At 69.7% G+C, this 19,429-nt stretch carries 21 protein-coding genes; 10 read left to right on the forward strand and 11 right to left on the reverse strand.

Going from position 1 to position 19,429, the window contains the following annotated elements:
* Window positions 1–64 precede the first annotated feature (64 nt).
* Together RWN05_RS14930 and RWN05_RS14935 are read left to right on the forward strand one after the other, a co-directional pair.
* The gene (locus RWN05_RS14930; protein WP_314140124.1) at window positions 65–727 is read left to right on the forward strand and encodes a response regulator transcription factor; all 663 of its coding nucleotides are present in this window, start codon (window positions 65–67) and stop codon (window positions 725–727) included.
* Window positions 727–2,061, forward strand: a complete 1,335-nt coding sequence (locus RWN05_RS14935) for a HAMP domain-containing sensor histidine kinase (protein ID WP_314140125.1) — start codon at window positions 727–729, stop codon at window positions 2,059–2,061. The genes RWN05_RS14930 and RWN05_RS14935 overlap by 1 nt, the downstream gene beginning before the upstream one ends.
* Here the strand turns inward: RWN05_RS14935 and pnuC are convergent.
* Entirely contained in the window at window positions 1,992–2,657 is a 666-nt protein-coding gene (gene pnuC / locus RWN05_RS14940) for a nicotinamide riboside transporter PnuC (RefSeq protein ID WP_064294164.1), read from the reverse strand. The two genes, RWN05_RS14935 and pnuC, sit on opposite strands and share 70 nt — an antisense overlap.
* 134 nt (window positions 2,658–2,791) lie before the next feature.
* Window positions 2,792–3,478 (reverse strand): GntR family transcriptional regulator, encoded by a 687-nt coding sequence (locus RWN05_RS14945; protein WP_079001387.1) that lies wholly within the window; start codon window positions 3,476–3,478, stop codon window positions 2,792–2,794.
* A 181-nt stretch (window positions 3,479–3,659) separates the two neighbouring features.
* On the opposite strand from RWN05_RS14945, the gene RWN05_RS14950 reads away from it, so the two are divergent.
* A complete protein-coding gene (locus RWN05_RS14950) occupies window positions 3,660–4,100 on the forward strand; it encodes a hypothetical protein (RefSeq protein WP_314140127.1) in 441 nt (146 codons plus the stop codon).
* A gap of 227 nt (window positions 4,101–4,327) precedes the next feature.
* Here RWN05_RS14950 and purL read toward each other — a convergent pair whose 3' ends face one another.
* On the reverse strand, window positions 4,328–6,661 hold the full coding sequence (purL, locus tag RWN05_RS14955; RefSeq protein ID WP_064294167.1) for a phosphoribosylformylglycinamidine synthase subunit PurL: 2,334 nt from the start codon (window positions 6,659–6,661) through the stop codon (window positions 4,328–4,330).
* A gap of 241 nt (window positions 6,662–6,902) precedes the next feature.
* On the opposite strand from purL, the gene RWN05_RS14960 reads away from it, so the two are divergent.
* The 6 genes from RWN05_RS14960 to RWN05_RS14985 all read left to right on the forward strand — a co-directional run bounded on the left by RWN05_RS14960 (window position 6,903) and on the right by RWN05_RS14985 (window position 9,554).
* Window positions 6,903–7,361 (forward strand): Asp23/Gls24 family envelope stress response protein, encoded by a 459-nt coding sequence (locus RWN05_RS14960; protein ID WP_079001390.1) that lies wholly within the window; start codon window positions 6,903–6,905, stop codon window positions 7,359–7,361.
* A complete protein-coding gene (locus RWN05_RS14965) occupies window positions 7,358–7,549 on the forward strand; it encodes a DUF2273 domain-containing protein (RefSeq protein WP_056008790.1) in 192 nt (63 codons plus the stop codon). Before RWN05_RS14960 ends, RWN05_RS14965 begins: the two co-directional genes overlap by 4 nt.
* The gene (locus RWN05_RS14970; protein ID WP_158596590.1) at window positions 7,546–7,959 is read left to right on the forward strand and encodes a hypothetical protein; all 414 of its coding nucleotides are present in this window, start codon (window positions 7,546–7,548) and stop codon (window positions 7,957–7,959) included. Before RWN05_RS14965 ends, RWN05_RS14970 begins: the two co-directional genes overlap by 4 nt.
* Window positions 7,956–8,564, forward strand: a complete 609-nt coding sequence (locus RWN05_RS14975; protein ID WP_314140130.1) for a DUF6286 domain-containing protein — start codon at window positions 7,956–7,958, stop codon at window positions 8,562–8,564. Before RWN05_RS14970 ends, RWN05_RS14975 begins: the two co-directional genes overlap by 4 nt.
* The gene (locus RWN05_RS14980) at window positions 8,561–9,184 is read left to right on the forward strand and encodes a hypothetical protein (RefSeq protein ID WP_314140131.1); all 624 of its coding nucleotides are present in this window, start codon (window positions 8,561–8,563) and stop codon (window positions 9,182–9,184) included. The genes RWN05_RS14975 and RWN05_RS14980 overlap by 4 nt, the downstream gene beginning before the upstream one ends.
* Before the next feature lie 151 nt (window positions 9,185–9,335).
* Window positions 9,336–9,554 carry a hypothetical protein gene (locus RWN05_RS14985; protein WP_314140132.1) on the forward strand — a complete coding sequence of 73 codons (219 nt, stop codon included), beginning with the start codon at window positions 9,336–9,338 and terminating at the stop codon, window positions 9,552–9,554.
* A 75-nt stretch (window positions 9,555–9,629) separates the two neighbouring features.
* On the opposite strand, the gene RWN05_RS14990 is transcribed toward RWN05_RS14985, so the two are convergent.
* The 5 genes from RWN05_RS14990 to RWN05_RS15010 all read right to left on the reverse strand — a co-directional run bounded on the left by RWN05_RS14990 (window position 9,630) and on the right by RWN05_RS15010 (window position 15,046).
* Complete coding sequence (locus RWN05_RS14990) at window positions 9,630–10,406, reverse strand: amino acid ABC transporter ATP-binding protein (protein ID WP_314140133.1); 777 nt, start codon at window positions 10,404–10,406, stop codon at window positions 9,630–9,632.
* On the reverse strand, window positions 10,403–11,374 hold the full coding sequence (locus RWN05_RS14995) for an amino acid ABC transporter permease (RefSeq protein ID WP_231884275.1): 972 nt from the start codon (window positions 11,372–11,374) through the stop codon (window positions 10,403–10,405). Before RWN05_RS14995 ends, RWN05_RS14990 begins: the two co-directional genes overlap by 4 nt.
* 2 nt (window positions 11,375–11,376) lie before the next feature.
* Window positions 11,377–12,270 (reverse strand): ABC transporter substrate-binding protein, encoded by an 894-nt coding sequence (locus RWN05_RS15000; protein ID WP_175484425.1) that lies wholly within the window; start codon window positions 12,268–12,270, stop codon window positions 11,377–11,379.
* A gap of 1 nt (window position 12,271) precedes the next feature.
* Window positions 12,272–13,975 carry an amidohydrolase gene (locus RWN05_RS15005; protein WP_314140135.1) on the reverse strand — a complete coding sequence of 568 codons (1,704 nt, stop codon included), beginning with the start codon at window positions 13,973–13,975 and terminating at the stop codon, window positions 12,272–12,274.
* A gap of 213 nt (window positions 13,976–14,188) precedes the next feature.
* Window positions 14,189–15,046 carry an SDR family oxidoreductase gene (locus RWN05_RS15010; protein WP_314140136.1) on the reverse strand — a complete coding sequence of 286 codons (858 nt, stop codon included), beginning with the start codon at window positions 15,044–15,046 and terminating at the stop codon, window positions 14,189–14,191.
* Between the two features lie 116 nt (window positions 15,047–15,162).
* Here RWN05_RS15010 and RWN05_RS15015 point away from each other — a divergent pair, with 116 nt between their 5' ends.
* A complete protein-coding gene (locus RWN05_RS15015) occupies window positions 15,163–15,534 on the forward strand; it encodes a helix-turn-helix domain-containing protein (RefSeq protein ID WP_314140137.1) in 372 nt (123 codons plus the stop codon).
* Here RWN05_RS15015 and RWN05_RS15020 read toward each other — a convergent pair.
* The 3 genes from RWN05_RS15020 to RWN05_RS15030 form a co-directional block, all read right to left on the reverse strand.
* Window positions 15,531–16,784: a four-carbon acid sugar kinase family protein gene (locus tag RWN05_RS15020; protein ID WP_314140139.1), complete on the reverse strand. Its 1,254-nt coding sequence runs from the start codon at window positions 16,782–16,784 to the stop codon at window positions 15,531–15,533. The genes RWN05_RS15015 and RWN05_RS15020 overlap by 4 nt on opposite strands.
* 103 nt (window positions 16,785–16,887) lie before the next feature.
* Window positions 16,888–17,775 (reverse strand): NAD(P)-dependent oxidoreductase, encoded by an 888-nt coding sequence (locus tag RWN05_RS15025; RefSeq protein ID WP_314140140.1) that lies wholly within the window; start codon window positions 17,773–17,775, stop codon window positions 16,888–16,890.
* A 181-nt stretch (window positions 17,776–17,956) separates the two neighbouring features.
* Window positions 17,957–19,228, reverse strand: a complete 1,272-nt coding sequence (locus tag RWN05_RS15030; protein ID WP_314140141.1) for a DUF222 domain-containing protein — start codon at window positions 19,226–19,228, stop codon at window positions 17,957–17,959.
* Window positions 19,229–19,429: the final 201 nt, after the last annotated feature.

Here is a 19,429-nt window from a genome sequence, read left to right on the forward strand (position 1 = left end):
CGGGGGTTGCTCGATCGGCGTCCGTACGATCCCGGAGTCACCACACCCAATCGAGAGGAACATCATGCGCGTCCTGGTTGCCGAGGACGAGGTCTACCTGGCCGAGGCGGTCCGAGCCGGCCTCCGGCAGGAGGCGATCGCCGCGGACGTCGTCCACGACGGCGACGCAGCGCTCGAGGCGCTCACGATCAACGACTACGACGTCCTGCTCCTCGATCGGGACCTGCCGGGCACCCACGGCGATGACGTGTGCCGAACGGTGGTCGCCGAGCATCCCGGTGTGCGCGTCATGATGCTGACGGCGGCACGTCGACTCGACGACACCGTGTCCGGCCTCGGCCTCGGCGCCGACGACTACCTGGTGAAGCCGTTCGAGTTCCCGGAGCTCGTGGCCAGGCTCCGCGCGCTCGCCCGGCGCACGGCGGAGTCGCGCCCTCCGGTCCTCGAGCGCGCGGGAGTGCGACTCGACCCGTTCCGGCGGGAGGTCTCCCGCGACGGCGTGTACGTGAAGCTGTCACGGAAGGAGTTCGCGGTCCTCGAGCAGCTGCTGCTCGCCGACGGCGGGGTCGTGAGCGCCGAGACCCTCCTCGAGAAGGCCTGGGACGAGAACGTCGACCCGTTCACGAACACCATCCGCGTGACCATCTCGAACCTCCGCCGACGCCTCGGCTCGCCGTGGGTGATCACGACCGTCCCGGGCGCGGGCTACCGGATCGAGGGCGACTGATGCCCCGTTCCGACGCCGCGGGGTTGCTCAGCCGCCCGAACCGCTTGACGGTGCGCACGCGTTTGACGCTGACGTACGCGTTGCTGTTCACGGTCGCCGGCTCGATCATGCTCGCGCTCATCTACGCCTTCATGCGGTACGTCCCGACGTACGCGATCACCGCGGTGCGGGCCGATGCGGCCATGGACGGCGCGACCTGGCTGCAGGCGACCGTGCCGACCGAGGCCGCCGGGGCGGCCACCTATCAGCCGGTGGAGGGGCTGACCTCGGCGAACGGTGCAGCGGCACTCGTCGTCTCGGACCAGAGCGACATCCTGAACACGCTGCTCGTCTGGTCGCTCATCGTGCTCGTCGTCCTCGCGGCGGCGAGCGCGTGGGGCGGATGGATCCTGTCGGGCCGGCTGCTGCGTCCGTTGCACGAGATCAACGTGGCCGCGCAGCGGGCGGCGACCGGATCCTTCGACCATCGGGTCGCCCTCGCGGGCCCGCGGGACGAGATCACCGACCTCTCCGACACCTTCGACCACATGCTCGAACGGCTCGACCGGTCGTTCCGCGCCCACCAACGGTTCGCGGCGAACGCCTCGCATGAGCTGCGGACCCCGCTCGCGACGACCCAGGCGATGCTCGACGTCGCGGCGACCAGCGACGACCTGGACGAACAGACCGTCAGGGGACTCATCGCCCGACTCCGTGAGACGAACACGCGCAGCATCCAGACCGTCGAGGCCGTCCTCGACCTCGCCGACCTCGAGCACTCGGAGCTGCGGGGTGAGACCGTGGCACTCGGAGAGCTGGCCTCCGACGCCTGCGTCGCCGCGGCCTCAGCGGCTCGAGCGCGCGGGATCGACTGCACGGCCGAGGTACAGGATCTCGCGGTCTGGGGCGACGAGGCCATGCTGCATCAGCTGTGCGGGAACCTCCTGCAGAACGCCGTCCGGCACAACGTCGACGGTGGTTTCGTGCGGGTCTCGGTGCGCCGGTCGGGCGGGCCGGCGGGCGGCGCGGTCGTCCTCCGGGTCGAGAACTCCGGCGAGTCGATCCCGGCGGACGTGGTCGCGAGGCTCACCGAGCCGTTCTACCGCGCCGGCGGCCGGGTCGCGCGCGGTCCGGAGCGGTCACGCGGGCTCGGACTCGCCATCGTGGAGAGCATCGCCGAGGTGCACGGGGCTGCGCTCGAGCTCACCGCGCGGTCGGAGGGAGGGCTGGTGGTGACGGTCACGTTCCCGCCGCACCGCCCGGACATGGATGCGGCGGCGTCAGCTCAGCGCGCCGTGACGACGCGCTCGCCGCGGGCCCACACGAAGAAGCCGGCGAGGGTGAACGCCCCGTAGAACAGGTACATCGACGCCGAGACCCAGTACCCGGCGCCGAACAGGAGCGGCACGCCGACCAGGTCGACCGCGACCCAGATGAGCCAGAACTCCACCCAACGTTTCGCCATCCCCCAGGTGGCGAGGAGGGATCCCATGAAGATCCAGGCGTCGGCCCAGACCGGCTCGTAGGAACCGAGTGCCCGGAACACGGGGATCAGGAGCAGCGTGCCGCCGAGCAGGAGGCCGACGAGGACGAGCCGCACCCGCCAGCCTGCCCAGCGGGGCCGGATCACGGCGACCGGACCGGTCGTCGCCTCGACCCGTTCGACCCGTCGCCACTGCACCCAGCCGTAGATCGACACGACGATGAACATGAGCTGGCGGCCCGCCTGTCCCAGGAGGTTGGTCGGGTTCGGCGTGTGGAAGACCGCGCCGAGGAAGACGGTCAGGAGGAGCGCGTTCCCGATGATGCCGACGGGCCAGGCCCAGGCGCGGCGACGCATGCCACCGAGGGCGCTCGCCAGGCCGAACAGGTTGCCGACGACCTCCCGCCAGAGGACCACCTGGTCGCCGACCCTGAACGTCGCGTCGAAGAGCCAGAGGAGGATCCCCACTGCAGTGCTCCGATCGGGTCCGTGGCCAGATGATGCGCGGTCACGCGACCGACGGTCCACCGTACAACGTGCAGAGCCGCCTCCCGATCGGGAGGCGGCTCTGTGACGGTCCGCTGTTCGACAGCGTTCGCCGGCTAGCTCTCGGCGGGCAATGCTCCACCGGCGGCGATGACCTGCTCGAGGAAGGCGTCGGTGGCCTCGGCCTGCTTGCGCATGACGCGCTCGGCGTCCTCGGCGCTGCGTGCCTCGGCGGCCGCGACCAGTCCGGTGACGTACGCGGCGAAGATGTCCCACTGGAAGAAGTCGATCGTCGGCAGTGAGGTGTAGGTCACCCGGGTGTTCATCTGACGGGCGACCTGCTGCAGCAGCGAGTTGCCCGAGCGCTCGACCATGAAGTCGGCGAAGGCGGAGGACGACCGGAGGACGTGCTTGTCACGCGCTTCGATGTCCGCGAGCACCGCGTCGCCGAGCTCGCGGAACGCCGCGACGTCCTCGTCGGTGAACTGCGGGATGCTCCACCGCGCGCTGAGCTCGTGGAATCCGTTCAGGAGGCGCAGTGCTTCCGCGTACTGCTCGGCGGTGGGCTTCGCGACGCGGGTGTACCGCTGCGGGGCGGTCTCGACCAGTCCGATGTCGGCGAGCTTGCTGATCGCTTCGCGGATCGGGGTCCTCGAGACACCGAGCCACTTCTCGAGCTCCTCGTCATTGAGGCGTTCCCCGGGCTCGAGGGTGCCGTCCTCGATGGCGGTCAGGAGCTGCTCGAAGACGATGTCGCGCAGGAGCTTCCGAGGGCTCGTCTCGACGGTTTTGGGAACAGGCATGGGACTCCGATCGTCGAGCTGGGATATGACCACTTCAGAATACCGATATCCAAGGTGTGTTGGATAGTTTTGTGCCTCATGTGTTGTAGAACATGCCGGATGCACAGGTGTCGTCGGGCGCGCTGAGCCTTGCTATCCTGACGCGCACGGGTTGACCTGGAACGGCAGGAAGGTGGGACGCATGTCGGCGGATTCGGCGGCCAGCAGACCCCGCCATCGGCGGATCCATCTGTTCCAGACGCTCGGGGCGCTGCTGGGTGGCGTGACGCGCGTGACCGTGCCCGTCCTCGAGGACACCGACCGAGCGGCGCTCGTCGCCGAGCTGGACGAGGTGTCGCGAGTGATCGGCCTGCAGGACCCGGTCGCCTACGCCGAGCTCTCATGGCCGCTCATGGACCATCTCGTCGCCCTCTGTCCGAATCGCATCCTGGTCACGACCGCTCGCGACGCACTCGCGCTCCTGTCGCCGCAACTGGAGGTCACCGCCGACACCGACTGGCTCGATTGGCCGTCGCTGGCGGTGGACTTCCCGATCCTCCGGGACGCGGTCGCGGAGGGGGACGCGATCGCCGCGGAGCTGGCCGTCGAGCGACTGTGGGGCATGGCCGCCACGCTTCCGTGAAGCATTCCAAATGCTGATATGCTGAAGGTGTCGCTTGCGACACCACTGCCGGAGACGCCGGTCAGGACATTCGGGTTCCTGGCTCGAGCGCCCGGTGGTGAGTCGGGTGGGTGGGTTTCGGGTATCCGCCCACCCGGCGTCTCGAGGTCCATCCAGCGACGACGCAGCCCCGAGAACGACACAGCCCCCACGCCGTCGGGCGCAGGGGCTGTGTGGAGTCGGGTCGCTCAGCCGATGACCGGGCCGAACCGCTCGGGGAGCACGCTCTTCGAGACCCGACGCAGTTCGGAGACCGGGATGGTCAGGACGTCCTGGATCTCGAGGGCGGGCTCGGTCGCGTCGCCGACGGCCGAGGCGTCGGTCACGCCGATGCGGAGCACCGGGTAGCCGCGGCCCTCGCACAGGCCCTGGAACTTGACGTCGTCCTCGCGCGGCACCGAGACGATGACGCGTCCGGTGGACTCGGAGAAGAGCGCCGTCGTGAGGTCGACGCCGTCGCGCGCGAGCAGCTCACCGAGGAAGACCCGGGCACCGACACCGAAGCGCATGACGCTCTCCGCGAGCGCCTGAGCGAGACCGCCGTCGGAGAGGTCGTGGGCGGAGGACACGAGGCCCTCCTTGGCCGCGGCGTGCAGCAGCTCGGCCAGCGTCTTCTCGCCGGCGAGGTCGACCTTCGGTGGCAGACCACCCAGGTGGTCGTGGATCGTCCCGGCCCAGGCGGAGCCGTCGAGCTCGAGTGACGTGGTGCCGAGGAGGTAGAGGTTGTCGCCCTCGTCCTGCCAGCCGCTCGGGATGCGGCGCGCGACGTCGTCGATCACGCCGAGGACGCCGACGACGGGCGTCGGGAAGATCGGGACGTCGCCCGTCTGGTTGTAGAACGACACGTTGCCGCCGGTGACGGGCACGCCGAGCTCGAGGCAGGCGTCCGACAGGCCGGCGACGGCCTCGGAGAACTGCCACATGACCTCGGGGTTCTCCGGCGAGCCGAAGTTCAGGCAGTCGGTGACGGCGGCCGGGACGGCACCGGTGACGGCGACGTTGCGGTAGGCCTCCGCGAGCGCGAGCTGTGCACCCTGGCGCGGGTCGAGCTGGCAGTAGCGGCCGTTCGCGTCGGTCGCGATGGCGAAGCCGAGGCCGGACTCCTCGTCGACGCGGATCATGCCGCCGTCGTCGGGGAAGGACAGCGCGGTGTTGCCCATCACGTAGTAGTCGTACTGGTTGGTGATCCAGCTCTTGTCCGCGAGGTTCGCCGATCCGAGGAGGGAGCGGAACTGCTGCTCCAGCTCGGCAGGGGCGTCGGTGCGGGGGAGGGCCGAGGCGGAGTCGGCCTGCAGTGCGTCGATCCAGGTGGGGTAGGCGACCGGGCGCTCGTAGACCGGGCCGTCGACCGCGACGGTCGAGGGGTCGACGTTGACGATCTCCTCGCCGTGCCAGTTGATGACGAGGCGGCCGGTGTCGGTGACCTCACCGAGCACCGAGGTCTCGACGTCCCACTTGTCGGTGACGGCGAGGAACGCGTCGAGCTTGCCCGGCTCGACGACGGCCATCATGCGCTCCTGCGACTCCGACATGAGGATCTCCTCAGGCGTCAGCGAGGGGTCGCGCAGCAGCACGTGCGACAGCTCGACGAACATGCCGCCGTCGCCGTTGGCCGCGAGCTCGCTCGTGGCGCAGGAGATGCCGGCGGCACCGAGGTCCTGGATGCCCTCGACGAGGCTGTCGCGGTAGAGCTCGAGGCAGCACTCGATGAGCACCTTCTCGGCGAACGGGTCGCCGACCTGGACGGCCGGACGCTTCGTCGGGCCGTTCGCGTCGAAGGAGTCGGACGCGAGGATGGAGGCGCCGCCGATGCCGTCGCCACCGGTGCGGGCACCGAAGAGGACGATCTTGTTGCCGACACCCGAGGCGTTGGCGAGGCGGAGGTCCTCGTGACGCAGGACGCCGACCGACAGGGCGTTGACCAGCGGGTTGCCCTGGTACACCTTGTCGAAGTAGGTCTCGCCACCGATGTTCGGCAGGCCCAGGCAGTTGCCGTAGGAGGAGATGCCGGCGGTGACGCCGTGCACGACGCGTGCGGTGTCGGGGTGGTCGATGTCGCCGAAACGGAGCTGGTCCATGACGGCGACCGGTCGGGCACCCATCGAGATGATGTCGCGGACGATGCCGCCGACGCCCGTGGCCGCACCCTGGAAGGGCTCGATGTAGGAGGGGTGGTTGTGGCTCTCGACCTTGAAGGTCACGGCCCAGCCCTCACCGACGTCGATGACGCCGGCGTTCTCGCCCATGCCGACCATGAGGTTCTTCTTCATCTCGTCGGTGACCTTCTGGCCGAACTGGCGCAGGTAGATCTTGCTGGACTTGTAGGAGCAGTGCTCGCTCCACATGACCGAGTACATGGCGAGCTCGCCGCTCGTGGGACGACGGCCGAGGATCTCGCGGATCTTCGCGTACTCGTCGGCCTTCAAGCCGAGGGCGCCGTAGGGCTGCTCGCGGTCCGGTGTCGCGACGGCGTTCTCGACGGTGTCGGCGACGGCGGAGCTGGTGGGGGTGGTGGTCGTCACGAGGGCAGGACTCCAAAGGAAGTGGTGGGATGCCGGACCCACCAATCTTAGCGGCGTGCAGCGACGAACAGATCCTCGGATGGGCGTCGGAGGTCGACGCCGATTCGTCACGGTGCGGTGCAGGATTCGAGGTCTCTTCACGAGCTTCGAGATCGACCGTGACGATCGGTGCGATGGTTGCGTCCTATCACCAACGAAGCGATCAACCGCTCGCTCGAGACGAACCAGGAAGGGCAACACCATGTCGAACACCACCAACTCCCCGAAGCCCACCGTCACGAAGGGTGTCGTCGGCGAGAACAACGCCGCCACGCAGACGAACACCCACGGCAAGACGGTCATCGACAACGGCGTGGTAGCGAAGATCGCCGGCATCGCAGCCCGCGAGGTCCGCGGCGTGCACGCCCTCGGTGGTGGCGCAGCCCGTGCCTTCGGTGCCATCCGCGACGCCATCGGCTCCTCCGACCTGTCGCAGGGCATCCGCGTCGAGGTCGGCGAGACCCAGGTCGCCGTCGACGTCGTGATCGTCGCCGACTACCCGGTGGACCTGCAGGCCGTCGCGAGCGAGGTCCGCGCCTCGATCATCCGCGCGATCGAGCAGTTCGTCGGCATGGAGGTCACCGAGGTCAACGTGACCGTCAGCGACGTCTTCATCCCGTCCGACGACGAGGACCAGAACGCCGAGGCGCGAGTCCAGTGACCGCCACCAACACCGGCATCCTGATCGGAGCCGTCCTCGCACTCAGCTGGGTCGCCTTCGGGTTCTGGGCGTTCGTGTTCGTCGCGGTCGCGATGGGGATCGGCGCCCTCGTGGCCCGCATCGTCACCGGCCAGACCGACCTGAACGCGATCGTCGACGCCGTCCGCGGGAAGCGCGTCTCGTCATGACCACCGCCGTCCTCGACCGGGGAGTCCCCTCGGTCGCCGAAGCGCCCGTCGTGCACCCGCACGGCGGGCCGGGCCGGACGCGGATCACCGCGAAGGCCCTCGAGCACGTCGCCGTGAACATCGCGGCCGAGTCGCTCGGGGTCCCGGCGGGACGTGTGAAGGTCGAGCTCGCCGACGACCAGGGCGCGCTCGCGCTCATCGTCACCTCGCCGATGCGTGCGATCCCACTGTCGCGCGTCTCGGCCACCCCCGACGCGCTCCAGCGCTCAGGGGGCTCCATCGTCGAGCGCGTCTCGGCCGCCACCGGTGCCATCGCCGCTCGCGTCGAGCAGCTGTCCGGTTCGAGCGTCTCGCGCGTCTCCATCCGCGTGAGCGGACTCGAGATCGACCAGGAAGGACGCGTCTCATGACCGCCACCGCAGCCACGACCCCGGCCGCCGGCCCGACGAGGGTGCTCCGGCGCCTGGCTCGCCGCGAACTGCACTCGCCGCGCTCGACCGCCGCGATCCTCCTCGCGGTCCTGCTCGTGCTCGTCGCGCTCTGGACCGCCGTGGAGACGGTGCTCGCCCTCATCGGCGTCCGCCCGCTCCTCGTCGCCCCGGGTGAGATCCCGGGAGCCGCGGCGAGCCTGCCGTCGACACAACCGGTCATCCTCGGTGTCGCGGGGGCACTCGTGCTCCTGCTCGGAGCGGTCCTCATCGGGATCGCGCTCGGACCGGGACGTCGTCACCGCCACCTGTTGTCGACCGGGCGCGTACTCGCGGTCGTCGATGACGAGGTCATCGCGTCGGCCCTCGCGCAGCGCGCTTCGACGACGGCGGCCACGCATCCCGACGGCACCTCCGTGGCCGTCGGGCGGCGGACCGCAGCGATCCGGATCACCCCGGCCAGCGGCATGCGCGTCGACCGGTCCGAAGTCGACCGCGCCGTCGCCGCAGACCTCGACGCGTTCGGCCTGCAGCCGCCGCTCCGGGCGACCACCTCCATCTCGTCGAACGGGAAGGTCGGACAGTGAACTCCACCAACCGCGGACTGAACCGTCTGCTCATCCTCCTCATCGGACTCGTGTTCGTCGTGATCGGGGCGGCGGCGCTCGCCGTCGTCACCGTGCCCGTCGTCGCCGACTGGTGGCGCGACAATCGGGCCGCCGTGCTCGACACGGTCGACGGCTGGTTCGCCTGGAACCCGTTCGCAGCGGTGTCCAGCGCGGACGCCGGTCAGACGGCCCCGGTCCTCGTCCCGATCGCCGGGATCGTGCTGCTCGTGGTCGTCGCCGCCCTGCTCATCTCGTTCGTCCTGCGTCAGGGTCGTGGCCGTTCCGGCGTCGTGCATCGCGCGACCGTCGAGCACGGCGACATCGTGCTCGAGACGGACGTCGCGGCCAACGCGCTCGGCGATGCCCTCGACGACACCGAGGCGTTCTCGTCCGTCCGCGTCTCCGCCTGGGACGTGAACCGGGCGCAGGCGCTCAAGGTCGCCGTCACCTGCCGGCGTGGCGTCTCACCCCGCACGGCGGTGGAGACCGTCAGCACGGCGGTGGAGTCGCTCGACCGCCTGCTCGGCGTCGAACTCCCCGTCCTCGTCGAGGTCGGTGGCGGCTTCCGCGCCGCCAAGCCGAAGCGCGTCCTCCAGTGACCGTCACTGATCCGGACATGCCGGTGCAATTGCAAGCCCCCGTCCGAATCGGCTGATCCGCAGCCGCGCGTCGCAGAATGCCAGTGTCGCGGGATGAACCATCGGGACACATCAACGCCCCACGGCGATCCGTGGGAGAGGGAGCAACATCATGGGTAAGAAGATCCTCCTCATCATCGTCGGCCTCATCGCCTTCGGTGCCTACACGCTCGGCGCGAAGGCCGGACGCACCCGGTACCGCGAGATCAAGCACGCCGCAGAAGAGTTCTGGAACGACCCTCGCGTCGAGAAGGCGCGCAAGAAGGCCGTGAAGAACTCGAAGAAGGCCACGGCGAAGGCCCAGAAGGAAGTCCAGAAGAAGCTCCACTGAGCCCCTTCGCCCGTCCGTCCTCGGGCAGAACGCCGCCCGCTCGCCCCAGTCTGGGAGAGCGGGCGGCGTTCGTGCTCACAACACTTTCGACAGGAACGCGCGTGTCCTGGCGTGCTGCGGATTGGCGAGCACCTCGCGGGGCGCTCCCGTCTCCACGACCACGCCGCCGTCCATGAACACGAGCGAGTCGGCCACCTCTCGGGCGAACCCCATCTCGTGCGTCACGACGATCATCGTCATGCCGTCCTTCGCGAGCCCCTTCATGACGTCGAGGACCTCGCCGACCAGCTCCGGATCGAGTGCCGAGGTCGGCTCGTCGAACAGCATGAGCTTCGGATCCATCGCGAGGGCCCGCGCGATCGCGACCCGCTGCTGCTGACCGCCCGACAGGTGACCGGGGTATGCAGCCGCCTTGTCGCTCAGACCGACCCGGTCCAGGAGTTCCCGGCCGCGCTGCTCGGCGACCGCTCGCCGTTGACCCTTCACCTGCATGGGCGCCTCGATGATGTTCTCGAGCGCCGTCATATGCGGGAACAGGTTGAACCGCTGGAACACCATACCGATGTCGCGCCGCTGCTTCGCCGCCTCCTTGGGCTTCAACTCGTAGAGCGTGTCGCCTCGCTCGCGGTAGCCGATGAGGTCCCCCTCGACGAGCAACCGTCCGCCGTCGACCCGCTCCAGGTGGTTGATGCAGCGCAGGAAGGTCGACTTGCCGGAGCCCGACGGCCCGACCAGGCACATGACCTCGCCGCGTCGTACCGTCAGGGAGATGTCCTTGAGGACCGTGTTCGAGCCGAAGGACTTCACCACGCCCTCCGCGCGGACCATGTCGATCGTGTCCGTGATCGTCATCGTCGTTCTCCGCTCTCGCCGTCGGTTGGGCTCTGCTTGGCGCGCGCCTCCGCCTCCTGGACCTGGATGGCCTCGGTCGTGACGGGTGCCCCCGCGTCGATCCGGGTGAGGCCGCGCGCGAACCGCTTCTCCAGGAAGTACTGCCCCACCATCAGGATCGAGGTGAACAGCAGGTACCAGAGCGACGCGACGATGAGCAACGGGATCGGGTTGAACGTCTCGGACGAGATGTCCCGCGATCTCGTGTAGAGCTCCTGCGTGAACGGGACGGCCGTCACGAGCGACGTGGTCTTGAGCATCGAGATCACCTCGTTGCCGGTCGGCGGGATGATGATCCGCATCGACTGCGGCAGGATGACCCGCCGCATCGTCTGCGCCCAGCTCATCCCGAGCGCCGTCGACGCCTCCTCCTGTCCGCGGTCCACCGACAGCAGACCGGCGCGCACGATCTCCGACATGTAGGCGGCCTCGTTGAGTGCCAGCCCGATGACGGCGATCCAGAACGTGTTCAGCGCGGCATCGGTCGGCAGCTGCGCGATCGGCGGGAGGAAGGGCAGTCCGATGTTGAGCGTCGGATAGATCGTCGCGAGCAGGCCCCAGAAGACCAGCTGCACGTAGACCGGCGTCCCGCGGAACAGCCAGACGAAGCCCCACGCGATGGCCTTGAGCACCGGGTTCGGCGACAGCCGCATGATCGCGAGCACGACGCCGAGGACGATGGCGCCGATCATCGAGTACACCGTCAGCTGCAGCGTGATGAGCGCTGCCATGGTGATCCGCCGGTCGAAGACGTACTTGCCGACGGCCGGCCAGTCGTACGCCGGCCGCGTCGCCGCGTCGACCACGAACGCGACGAGCAACAGCACGATGATGACGGCGAACACGTTCCGCCAGGGATGGCGGAGCTTGACGACCTTCAACGGCACCGGGGGCGCGGACGCCGTCCCGGTGATTCTGGAGTCGCTCACGGTCAGCTCGTCGCGCCGTTGATGTCGATCTTGTCGAGGGCGCCGGACTCGACGCCCCACTTGCTCAGGATCGAGCCGTAGGTGCCGTCGTCCATGAGGGACTGCAGGGCGGCCTGGAGGGCCTTGCCGAGGTCGCCACGGTCCTTCGCGATCGGCATGCCGTAGAGGAACGTGGAGTAGACGTCACCGGAGAGTTCGAGCTTGCCGTCGCTCTGCTGGACGGCGTACTGCACGACCGGGGAGTCGGCGGTCATCGCGTCGGCGCGGCCGAGTGTGACTGCAGCCGTGGCCTCGTCCTGCGTGTCGTAGCCGAGGGCCTCGATCGCCGGCTTACCGGCGTCGGTGCAGGCCTGCGACTTGGCGGGGACGTCGTCGAGGGCCTCCGTCGTGCCGTTCTGGACGGCGACCTTCAGCCCGCAGGCGTTGTCGGGGTCGACGGACTTGCCCGCCAGGGTCGCCCACTGGATCCCGGCCGTGAAGTAGTCGATCATGTCGACCTGCTGCTGACGCTCCTTGGTGTCGAAGAACGACGACAGCCCGACGTCGTACTTGCCACCGGTGATGCTCGGGATGATGTTGTCGAACTTCGCCACCTGGTAGTCGGTGGTGAGGCCGAGCTTGCCGGCCATCGCGTCGGCGAGCTCGATCTCCCAACCGATCGGGTCGCCGTTCGCGTCCTTGAACTCATTGGGCGCGTAGGTCGCGTCGGTGCCGAGGATGAGCTTGCCGGCCTGACGGATGTCGTCGGGGAGGAGCGCCTCGGCGGCCTTGTCGACGGTCACCGCGGCGGTGGAGCCGGTGGCGTCGGGCGTGGCGACCTCGTTGTTGACGCAGCCGGTGAGCAGCAGCGCGGCGGCGGCCGTGAGTGCGGCCGGGAGCAGGTATCGGTTCTTCATGTCAGGTTCCTTGCTCGGTTGATGTGGTGGTGGAGGTGAAGACGCGGCGTCCGGCGATCCAGGTCCCGACGGTCCTGGTGTGCGCGATCTCGGTGGTGGGGCCGGCGAACGGGTCACGGTCGACGAGGACGAGGTCTGCGACGGCGCCGACCTCGATCACGCCGGTGTCGTCGCGGTGGTCGATCCGGTTGGACCCGTGCGTGTACGCGGCGATCGCCGCTCCGAGCGTCAGCGACTGTCCTGGGTTGAGCGGTTCGGGGTGGTGGTCGGGATCGTCGGCCGGCAGCGTGCGGTTGACCGCCACATGCAGGGCCTGCCACGGGTCGGGGGTCGTGACGGGCCAGTCCGATCCGGCACAGAGCAGGGTGCCGAGTCGTGCCGCATCGCCGAACGGATACTGCCAGGAGGCGCGTTCGTCGCCGAGTAGCGGCAGGTTCAGCTCGACCATCTGGGGCTCCCACGTGGCCCAGAGCGCCTGCATGTTCATCGTGACGCCGAGTCGGGCGAACCGCGGCAGGTCGTCGGGATGGACGATCTGCGCGTGCGCGATGTGGTGCCGGTTGTCGCTCTCGCCGTTGCGCTCCCGCGCGGCCTCGAGGGCGTCGAGGCACTCGCGGACCGCCCGGTCGCCGATCGCGTGGAAGTGGACCTGGAACCCCGCGGCGTCCAGCCTCGTGACCGCCTCGACGAGGATCGCGGGCTCCAGGAAGGAGATGCCGCGTTCGGGCGCGGTGTCTCCGCAGTGACAGGTGCGCAGGTAGGGGTCGATCATCGCGGCGGTCCGGTTCTCGGGGATGCCGTCCTGCATGATCTTGACGGTGCCCGCGGTGAAGCGCCCGGTCGTCGTCCCGAGGGCCGCGGCGCGGCGTGCGATCGCGTCGCGGCGAGCGATGAGTTCGTCGATCTGCTCGAGTCCACGATCCCGGTCCCACCAGAGCGCCCCCACGACGTCGCTCATGAGCAACCCGTCCGCCATCGCCTGCAGGTAGGCGTCGCTCGTATCGGTGTGGCTGCCGTAGTCGCCGACGATCGCGTCCTGCCAGCCGGTGACGCCGAAGCCGTGGAGGGTCTGCTGGGCTGCGACGAGGGCGGCCGCGACGTCCTCGTCGGTGTCGACGGGGACGAACCGGGACACGAGCGAGCGGGCACCCTCGTGGAGCATGCCGTTCGGGGTGCCGTCCGCGTCCCGTTCGATCCGGCCGTCGGCGGGGTCCGGTGTGGTGTGGTCGACGCCGGCGAGGCGGAGCGCCTCGGTGTTCACCCAGGCTCCGTGGTGATCGCGATTCTGGAGGAAGACGGGCCGGTCCGGCACCACTCGGTCGAGCTCCGCGGCGAGCGGGGTGCCGCCGGGGAAGGCGGCCTGTTGCCAGCCGCCGCCGACGATCCACGGGCGCTCGGGGTGGGCCTCGGCGTAAGCGGCGATCGTGGCGAGGTATCCCTCGGGGGTGCGCTCGCCCGACAGATCGCACGCGAGCTGTTCGAGTCCGGCCTCGATCGGGTGGACGTGCGCGTCCACGAAGCCGGGGAGCAGGAGACCGCCTCGGAGGTCCACGATCTCGGTGTCGGGACCGATCGCCGCGTGTGCGTCAGCGTCGAGGGCGACGATCCGGCCGTCGGAGATGGCGACGGCACCGTTCTGCGGCGTGAGCAGGGCGTTCCGGAAGACGGTGCCTCCGGTGAAGACCGTGTCCGCGTTGCTCGTCATATCACCTGCTCGAAGCGTCGGTGGTGCCGTCTGGCCGGCGCGTCACCCTCGGCGCGCTAGCGGTATCGAGAGCATAACCCGGATCGAGGTGACGGATTCGTGCGTCGGATCGCGTTTCTGCAACGGAATCCTTCAGCCGGAGTGTCAGCGCACGCGAACGGGCCCGGAGCGTGCGCTCCGGGCCCGGCTGATTGCAGGAGATGTCGACGCGGCTCAGGCGACGAGCGTGCGCAAGCCCTCGACCAGCGGCGTCGTGGGGTGGCCGATCAACCGACCGAGGTCGCCGCTCGTCTCGGCGAGGAGGCCGTCGCGGGTGTTGCCGTCGAGCGCGACGACGAAGCCCGCGGTGCCCTCGTCGAGACCGGCCGCCAGCAAGGCCTTCATGTGGTCCTCGGGCGAGAGGTCCTGGTAGACGACCTCTCGGCCGACGACCTCGCCGATCGCCTGCGCCAGCTCGGGGTGCGACCACGCGACGTCGCCGGCGAGCTCGTAGGCCTTGCCCTCGTGGCCGTCGGTGGTGAGGACGACGGCGGCCGCCTCCGCGTAGTCGGTGCGAGACGCGCTCGACACGAGCCCGTCGCCGACGCTCCCGACGAACGATCCGGTCGCCTTGGCCTGGTCGACGGACTGGCCGTAGTTCTCGGTGTACCAGCCGTTGCGGAGGATGGTGAAGGGGAGGCCGGACGCGTGGATGAGCTCCTCGGTCGCCTTGTGCTCGGGGGCGAGGATCAGCGGGGAGGTGTCGGCCCGGAGCGCGCTCGTGTAGACGAAGCGGGCGACGCCGGCACGCTTGGCGGCGTCGATGACGGCGGCGTGCTGGGCGACGCGCTGGCCGACCTCGCTCCCGGAGACGAGCAGCAGGGTGTCGCCGGCCTCGAGCGCGGCGTCGAGGGTGGCCGGGTCGGTGAAGTCGACCTTCGCGGTACGGACGCCCTGTGCGGCGAGATCGGCCAGTGCCTCGGTCCGGCGGCCGGTGGCGACGATGGTGGCGGGGTCGGTGCCGCGGGCGAGCAGGTGCTCGACGACGAGGTGGCCGAGGTGGCCGGTGGCTCCGGTGACGACGAGAGACATGTGAGGGTCCTTTCGATGGGGTTCGCTGAGGAGGAACCCGCTTCCGATCACATTACTTCCCGATCTGCAGTACCCACTTTGAGGTAAGCTACTGTCCGACGAGTAAGGAATGAGTCATGACGAGCGTGGACGCGCAGCTGGGAAGACGCCCCGGATTCACCGACGGCATCCTGCCGGCCGCCTGCCCCTCTCGCACGGTGCTCGACCACGTGACCAGCAAGTGGGGCGTCCTCGTCCTCCTGGCGCTGTCCGACGGCACCCATCGCTGGGGTGAGCTGCGACGGGTGGTCCAGGGCATCAGCGAGAAGATGCTGGCCCAGACGCTCCGGACGCTCGAGGAGGACGGCCTCGTCGTCCGCGTCGCGCACCCCGAGATCCCGCCCCGTGTCGAGTACAGCCTGAGTGACCGCGGTCGCGACCTCAACGAGCACCTGATGCCCTTGATGGCGTGGATCGACCACAACGCGTCGGAGATCCTCGGGCGCTAGGCGGTCCGGCCGAGCGCGGTGAGGACGTCGACGAGTGTCGACGGGTCGCCGACGTTGCCCGGGACGACCACGTAGAGCTTCTCCTCGTGCTCGGGTGTCACCACACTCCACACCGAGACCCCGGGCAGCACCTGTCCGAGGACGCGAGCGCGCCGTGCACCGAGTCCGACCCGGGCGACCTCGGCGGAGGTGATGCCGCCCTTCGACACGACGACCTCAACCGATCGTCGGAGCGCAGCGGTCGCCGACGTCAGTGCGATCATCACCCGCTCACCGTGGTCGAGCGTGTTGTGCGAGGCGTCCCGTTCCCGCTCGGACGAGATCGCGGCGAACCCCGTCGCGGTGAGTCTCGCTCGAGCGGCCTCGGCCACGGCCCGCCCGGTGGCGACGGCATCCTGGAGGGCGTCGCTCGTGGGGACGATCTCGGCGGGACCGAACGCCGCCTCGACGGGCGCGAGCTGTCGCGTCGCACCGATGGTATGGGAGCCGCAGACGAGGAGCGCGGCGACCGGCTCCGCGACGAGCGGCGAGGGCAGGAGGCCGTCGCTCTCGACGCCCGCGATGGCTGCAGCGAGGGGTGACGCGGACCGGACGACCACGTCGGCTCCGTCGGCCCACGCCGCCGTGATGGCCTGCGCGATGATCCGCACGTCGTCTCCGGTCTCCGCGTCCGGAAGGAGCACCGTTCCGGGAACGGCATCACGGAGAGCTGCACGGAACTCGGCGGCGCCGTCGCGGAGACCCGCCAGGCCGAAGCGGGCGGCCTCCCGACCGGACTGCTCGCGCACGTAGTCCGGCAGGTGTCCCGAGCGGAACGGGAACACGGGGTCCTGGGCGTACTCCGTCTCGTGGGCCGGCAGCGTCTCGTCGCCGATGCGGACGTAGTGGGTGCCGTCGATCGTCGTGCGCCCGCCCTCCGGGAAGGCCGGGACGAAGACGATGACGCTGCGGTCCGCGGTGAAGACGGCGGTCTCGGGGAACACGTGCCCGCGCAGGGTCGAGTCGCCTCGGAGGACGACGTGCACCCGTTCGCCGAGACGGCGTCCCGCCTCCTCCGCCTCGGCTCGAGTGCGTTCGAGGAGCGCCACTGCCTCCCCCTCGGGGACGGCGCGGGTGTTCGTGAGCAGGTAGACCGCGTCGGCTCCGTCGAGAGCCTGCTCGATGAGATCGGCGTCCCATTCGAGGAGGACGTCGACGCCGGACGCCGACTGCGTGCCGGTGGGGTCGTCGTCGAGGATGATCGTCTTCATGCGGGGGTCTCCTGGCGGGGTTCGCGGTCAGCTCGGACGATCCCGGGCGCCCTGCGCGGCGTTCCTGGGCCATGCGACGTGTCGTCGTCGAGGATGAGGGTCTTCATGCGTGGGTCTCCTGGTAGGTCTCGATCACGCGGGAGTCGTCGCGTGCGCCGAGGCCCGACGCTGCAGCGGCGAGGAAGCGTTCGCGCGCTGCGTCCAGGACTGGGGTCGCGGCTCCGGCGGCGCTCGCCGCATCGGCGACGAGGCCCGTGTCCTTCACGAAGATGTCGACACGGCTCATCACCGGGGCGTCGGTGTCCTGCAGCATGCGGGGTCCGCGGTCCGACAGCATCCAGGACGCGGCTGCACCGGACTCGACGAGGGGGAGGACCGCCGCCGGGTCGAGTCCGAGTGAGGACGCGAGGGCGAGGGCCTCGGCGGCTGCGGCGATGTGCACGGCGCAGAGGTGCTGGTTGACGACCTTGATCGACTGGCCGTCCCCGATGGCTTCGCCGACGATCCTGGCGGTGCCGAGGGCGGCGAGTGGTTCGGATGCGGCGGCGGTCGCGCTCGGGGATCCGGAAACGAACATGGTGAGCTCGCCGGTGCTTGCGCGTGCCACGCCGCCGGTGACCGGGGCGTCGACGACCGCTGCGCCCGCGGCTTCGAGACGGTCGGCCTGCTCGACCACGGAGGCGGGGCCGACGGTGCTCATGATGATCCAGGTCTGGCCGGCGGGGTGGGTGTCGGCGATGGCGAGGGTGACGAGTTCGGCGAGCTGGTCGGGCGTCGCGACCATGACCACGACGGTGTCGGCCTGCGGTGCCTCGGTGATGGATTCGACCGCGCTGATCCCGGCGGCGGCCGCGCGTTCCCGTGCGGCGGGGAAGGGATCGACGCCCGTGACCCGGTGGCCGGCCGCGGCGAGCTGGGTGGCCATCGGCAGGCCGATCGCGCCGATGCCGACGAAGGTGATGGTGTGTGCGGGCAGTGGCGTCGATGCCATGGCGTCCTCCGGTGGATTGGTTGGACCAATCGTAACCGTGGACGTCGGCCCGGGCAAGCGCCCGGTGGTGGACGCCCGGCTGCCTGTCGAAACGCCGACGAGGACCGAATCGTTACGGCCATACCTCTCCCGGTCACTGAGCCTGTCGACGTGCCCACGAGGAACCCCTTCGTCGGCGGGGTCAGAACGGCGCGGGATCGGGTTCGGTCCGGTGGTGTCTGCCGTCGGGTGTCGTCCACTCGAGCACCCCGCCGGGCCCATGGTCGAGATTCCACCCGGGAAGGTGTTTCATCCGGTGGTGATGTCGACACAGGCACGCGAGATTGCCGACATCTGTCGTCCCGCCGTCTTCCCACGCGACCGAATGATCGAGGTCACACGCTCTGGCCCGTCTGCCGCAGCCCGGTGCCCGACAAGTGCCGTCCCGGAGGCGCACCGCCCGTTGCAGATCGGCCGGAACGCGGTACTGGCCCCGCCCGACGGAAAGGACTGCGCCGGTTTCCGGTTGGACGAGGATCCGGGTGAAGCTGGGGGCGTTCACGGCGATACGTGCTGCGGTCTCAGGGTCGATGGGCCCGTAGCCGTCGAGCGTCGCCGGGGCATCGCTCACGCCGGCCATCGTGAGCGCCGGCACCGTGACCTGCACGGTCGGCTTGATGTGCTCCTGCACTTCGACCGGGTGCGGCAGGACCGGGCTCGTCATGACGTCGTCGGGCGTGACTCCGGTGAGCGCGAGCGCCGCGAGGGCGTCGGCCTGCAGTTGTGCGCACGTGCGGGTGTCGCCGGCTGAGCGTGACTCCGCTGCGGCGGCCTCGACGCGCTCGATGATGCCCTGGGCGATGGGCGCCGTGGTGAACAGATGCACCCAGGCCATGCCGTCCGCTGCGGGCTCGAACTCCACCCGACGGTCCGCCTCGGACCGCCGGGCGCGGGCGGTGATCGACTCGGGGTGCAGTCGCTCGCGCAGGATGCGGGCGCGTCTGCGGAGGTTCGCGTTGGTCGACTCTTCCGCAACCGGCAGGACCTCAGCGAGGAACACCGTTCGCCCTGCGGTCGGCACGTCGCCGAGCTGGTCCGTGATGGTCTGCGCATGACGGGCGGAGATACGACCGGCCTCAAGTGAGGCAAGCACAGTCGGCGCTTCGTTGACGAGCAGTTCGGCATCGTTGGTCGCACGCTGAACCGTCCGTTCCGGCGTCCGTGTCGCCATCGCGAGCGCCGCACAGGTCGACCGGCGGGAGAGGGCCTGACGTTCAGCCGGCGGGAAGATCGCCGGAACCGCGACGTCTGCGAAGGCGTCCGCGTAAGCGGCAGAGCGGGCGAGCAGTCGGGCCTCCTCGGCGTCCAGCTTGGCGCGACGCCGCTGGATGTCCGCGTACTGGTCCGAGAACTCCGCGAGGCGCGCGGCGTATTCGTCGCTCGCGCGGATCGCGGTGGTGCTGGTCTCGGTCATGGAACCAGTCCATCATGGACCACTGACATTCCAGATGCCGAGTCGCACCGGTTGTGGAAGTGTCCTCGTGGGCCCCTCGACAGGCTCAGGGAGCGGAGGAAGGGCGCCGGATTCGTGGGGTTCTCCCGTGTGCCCTTCGACAAGCTCAGGGACCGGGGAGGGTTGCTCAGGGACCGGGGAGGGTTGCTCAGGGACCGGGGA

The sequence above is a fragment of the uncultured Plantibacter sp. genome (assembly GCF_963518075.1).
Lineage (GTDB): Bacteria > Actinomycetota > Actinomycetes > Actinomycetales > Microbacteriaceae > Plantibacter > Plantibacter flavus_A.

Coding starts and splice junctions, on each gene's coding strand:
- RWN05_RS14960 (WP_079001390.1), top strand. CDS start 6,903: ATGTCGAACACCACCAACTCCCCGAAGCCCACCGTCACGAAGGGTGTC.
- RWN05_RS14990 (WP_314140133.1), bottom strand. CDS start 10,406: ATGACGATCACGGACACGATCGACATGGTCCGCGCGGAGGGCGTGGTG.
- RWN05_RS15000 (WP_175484425.1), bottom strand. CDS start 12,270: ATGAAGAACCGATACCTGCTCCCGGCCGCACTCACGGCCGCCGCCGCG.
- RWN05_RS14970 (WP_158596590.1), top strand. CDS start 7,546: ATGACCACCGCCGTCCTCGACCGGGGAGTCCCCTCGGTCGCCGAAGCG.
- RWN05_RS14945 (WP_079001387.1), bottom strand. CDS start 3,478: ATGCCTGTTCCCAAAACCGTCGAGACGAGCCCTCGGAAGCTCCTGCGC.
- RWN05_RS14930 (WP_314140124.1), top strand. CDS start 65: ATGCGCGTCCTGGTTGCCGAGGACGAGGTCTACCTGGCCGAGGCGGTC.
- RWN05_RS15025 (WP_314140140.1), bottom strand. CDS start 17,775: ATGGCATCGACGCCACTGCCCGCACACACCATCACCTTCGTCGGCATC.
- RWN05_RS15015 (WP_314140137.1), top strand. CDS start 15,163: ATGACGAGCGTGGACGCGCAGCTGGGAAGACGCCCCGGATTCACCGAC.
- RWN05_RS15020 (WP_314140139.1), bottom strand. CDS start 16,784: ATGAAGACGATCATCCTCGACGACGACCCCACCGGCACGCAGTCGGCG.
- RWN05_RS14950 (WP_314140127.1), top strand. CDS start 3,660: ATGTCGGCGGATTCGGCGGCCAGCAGACCCCGCCATCGGCGGATCCAT.
- RWN05_RS14985 (WP_314140132.1), top strand. CDS start 9,336: ATGGGTAAGAAGATCCTCCTCATCATCGTCGGCCTCATCGCCTTCGGT.
- RWN05_RS15005 (WP_314140135.1), bottom strand. CDS start 13,975: ATGACGAGCAACGCGGACACGGTCTTCACCGGAGGCACCGTCTTCCGG.
- RWN05_RS15010 (WP_314140136.1), bottom strand. CDS start 15,046: ATGTCTCTCGTCGTCACCGGAGCCACCGGCCACCTCGGCCACCTCGTC.
- RWN05_RS15030 (WP_314140141.1), bottom strand. CDS start 19,228: ATGACCGAGACCAGCACCACCGCGATCCGCGCGAGCGACGAATACGCC.
- RWN05_RS14935 (WP_314140125.1), top strand. CDS start 727: ATGCCCCGTTCCGACGCCGCGGGGTTGCTCAGCCGCCCGAACCGCTTG.
- RWN05_RS14975 (WP_314140130.1), top strand. CDS start 7,956: ATGACCGCCACCGCAGCCACGACCCCGGCCGCCGGCCCGACGAGGGTG.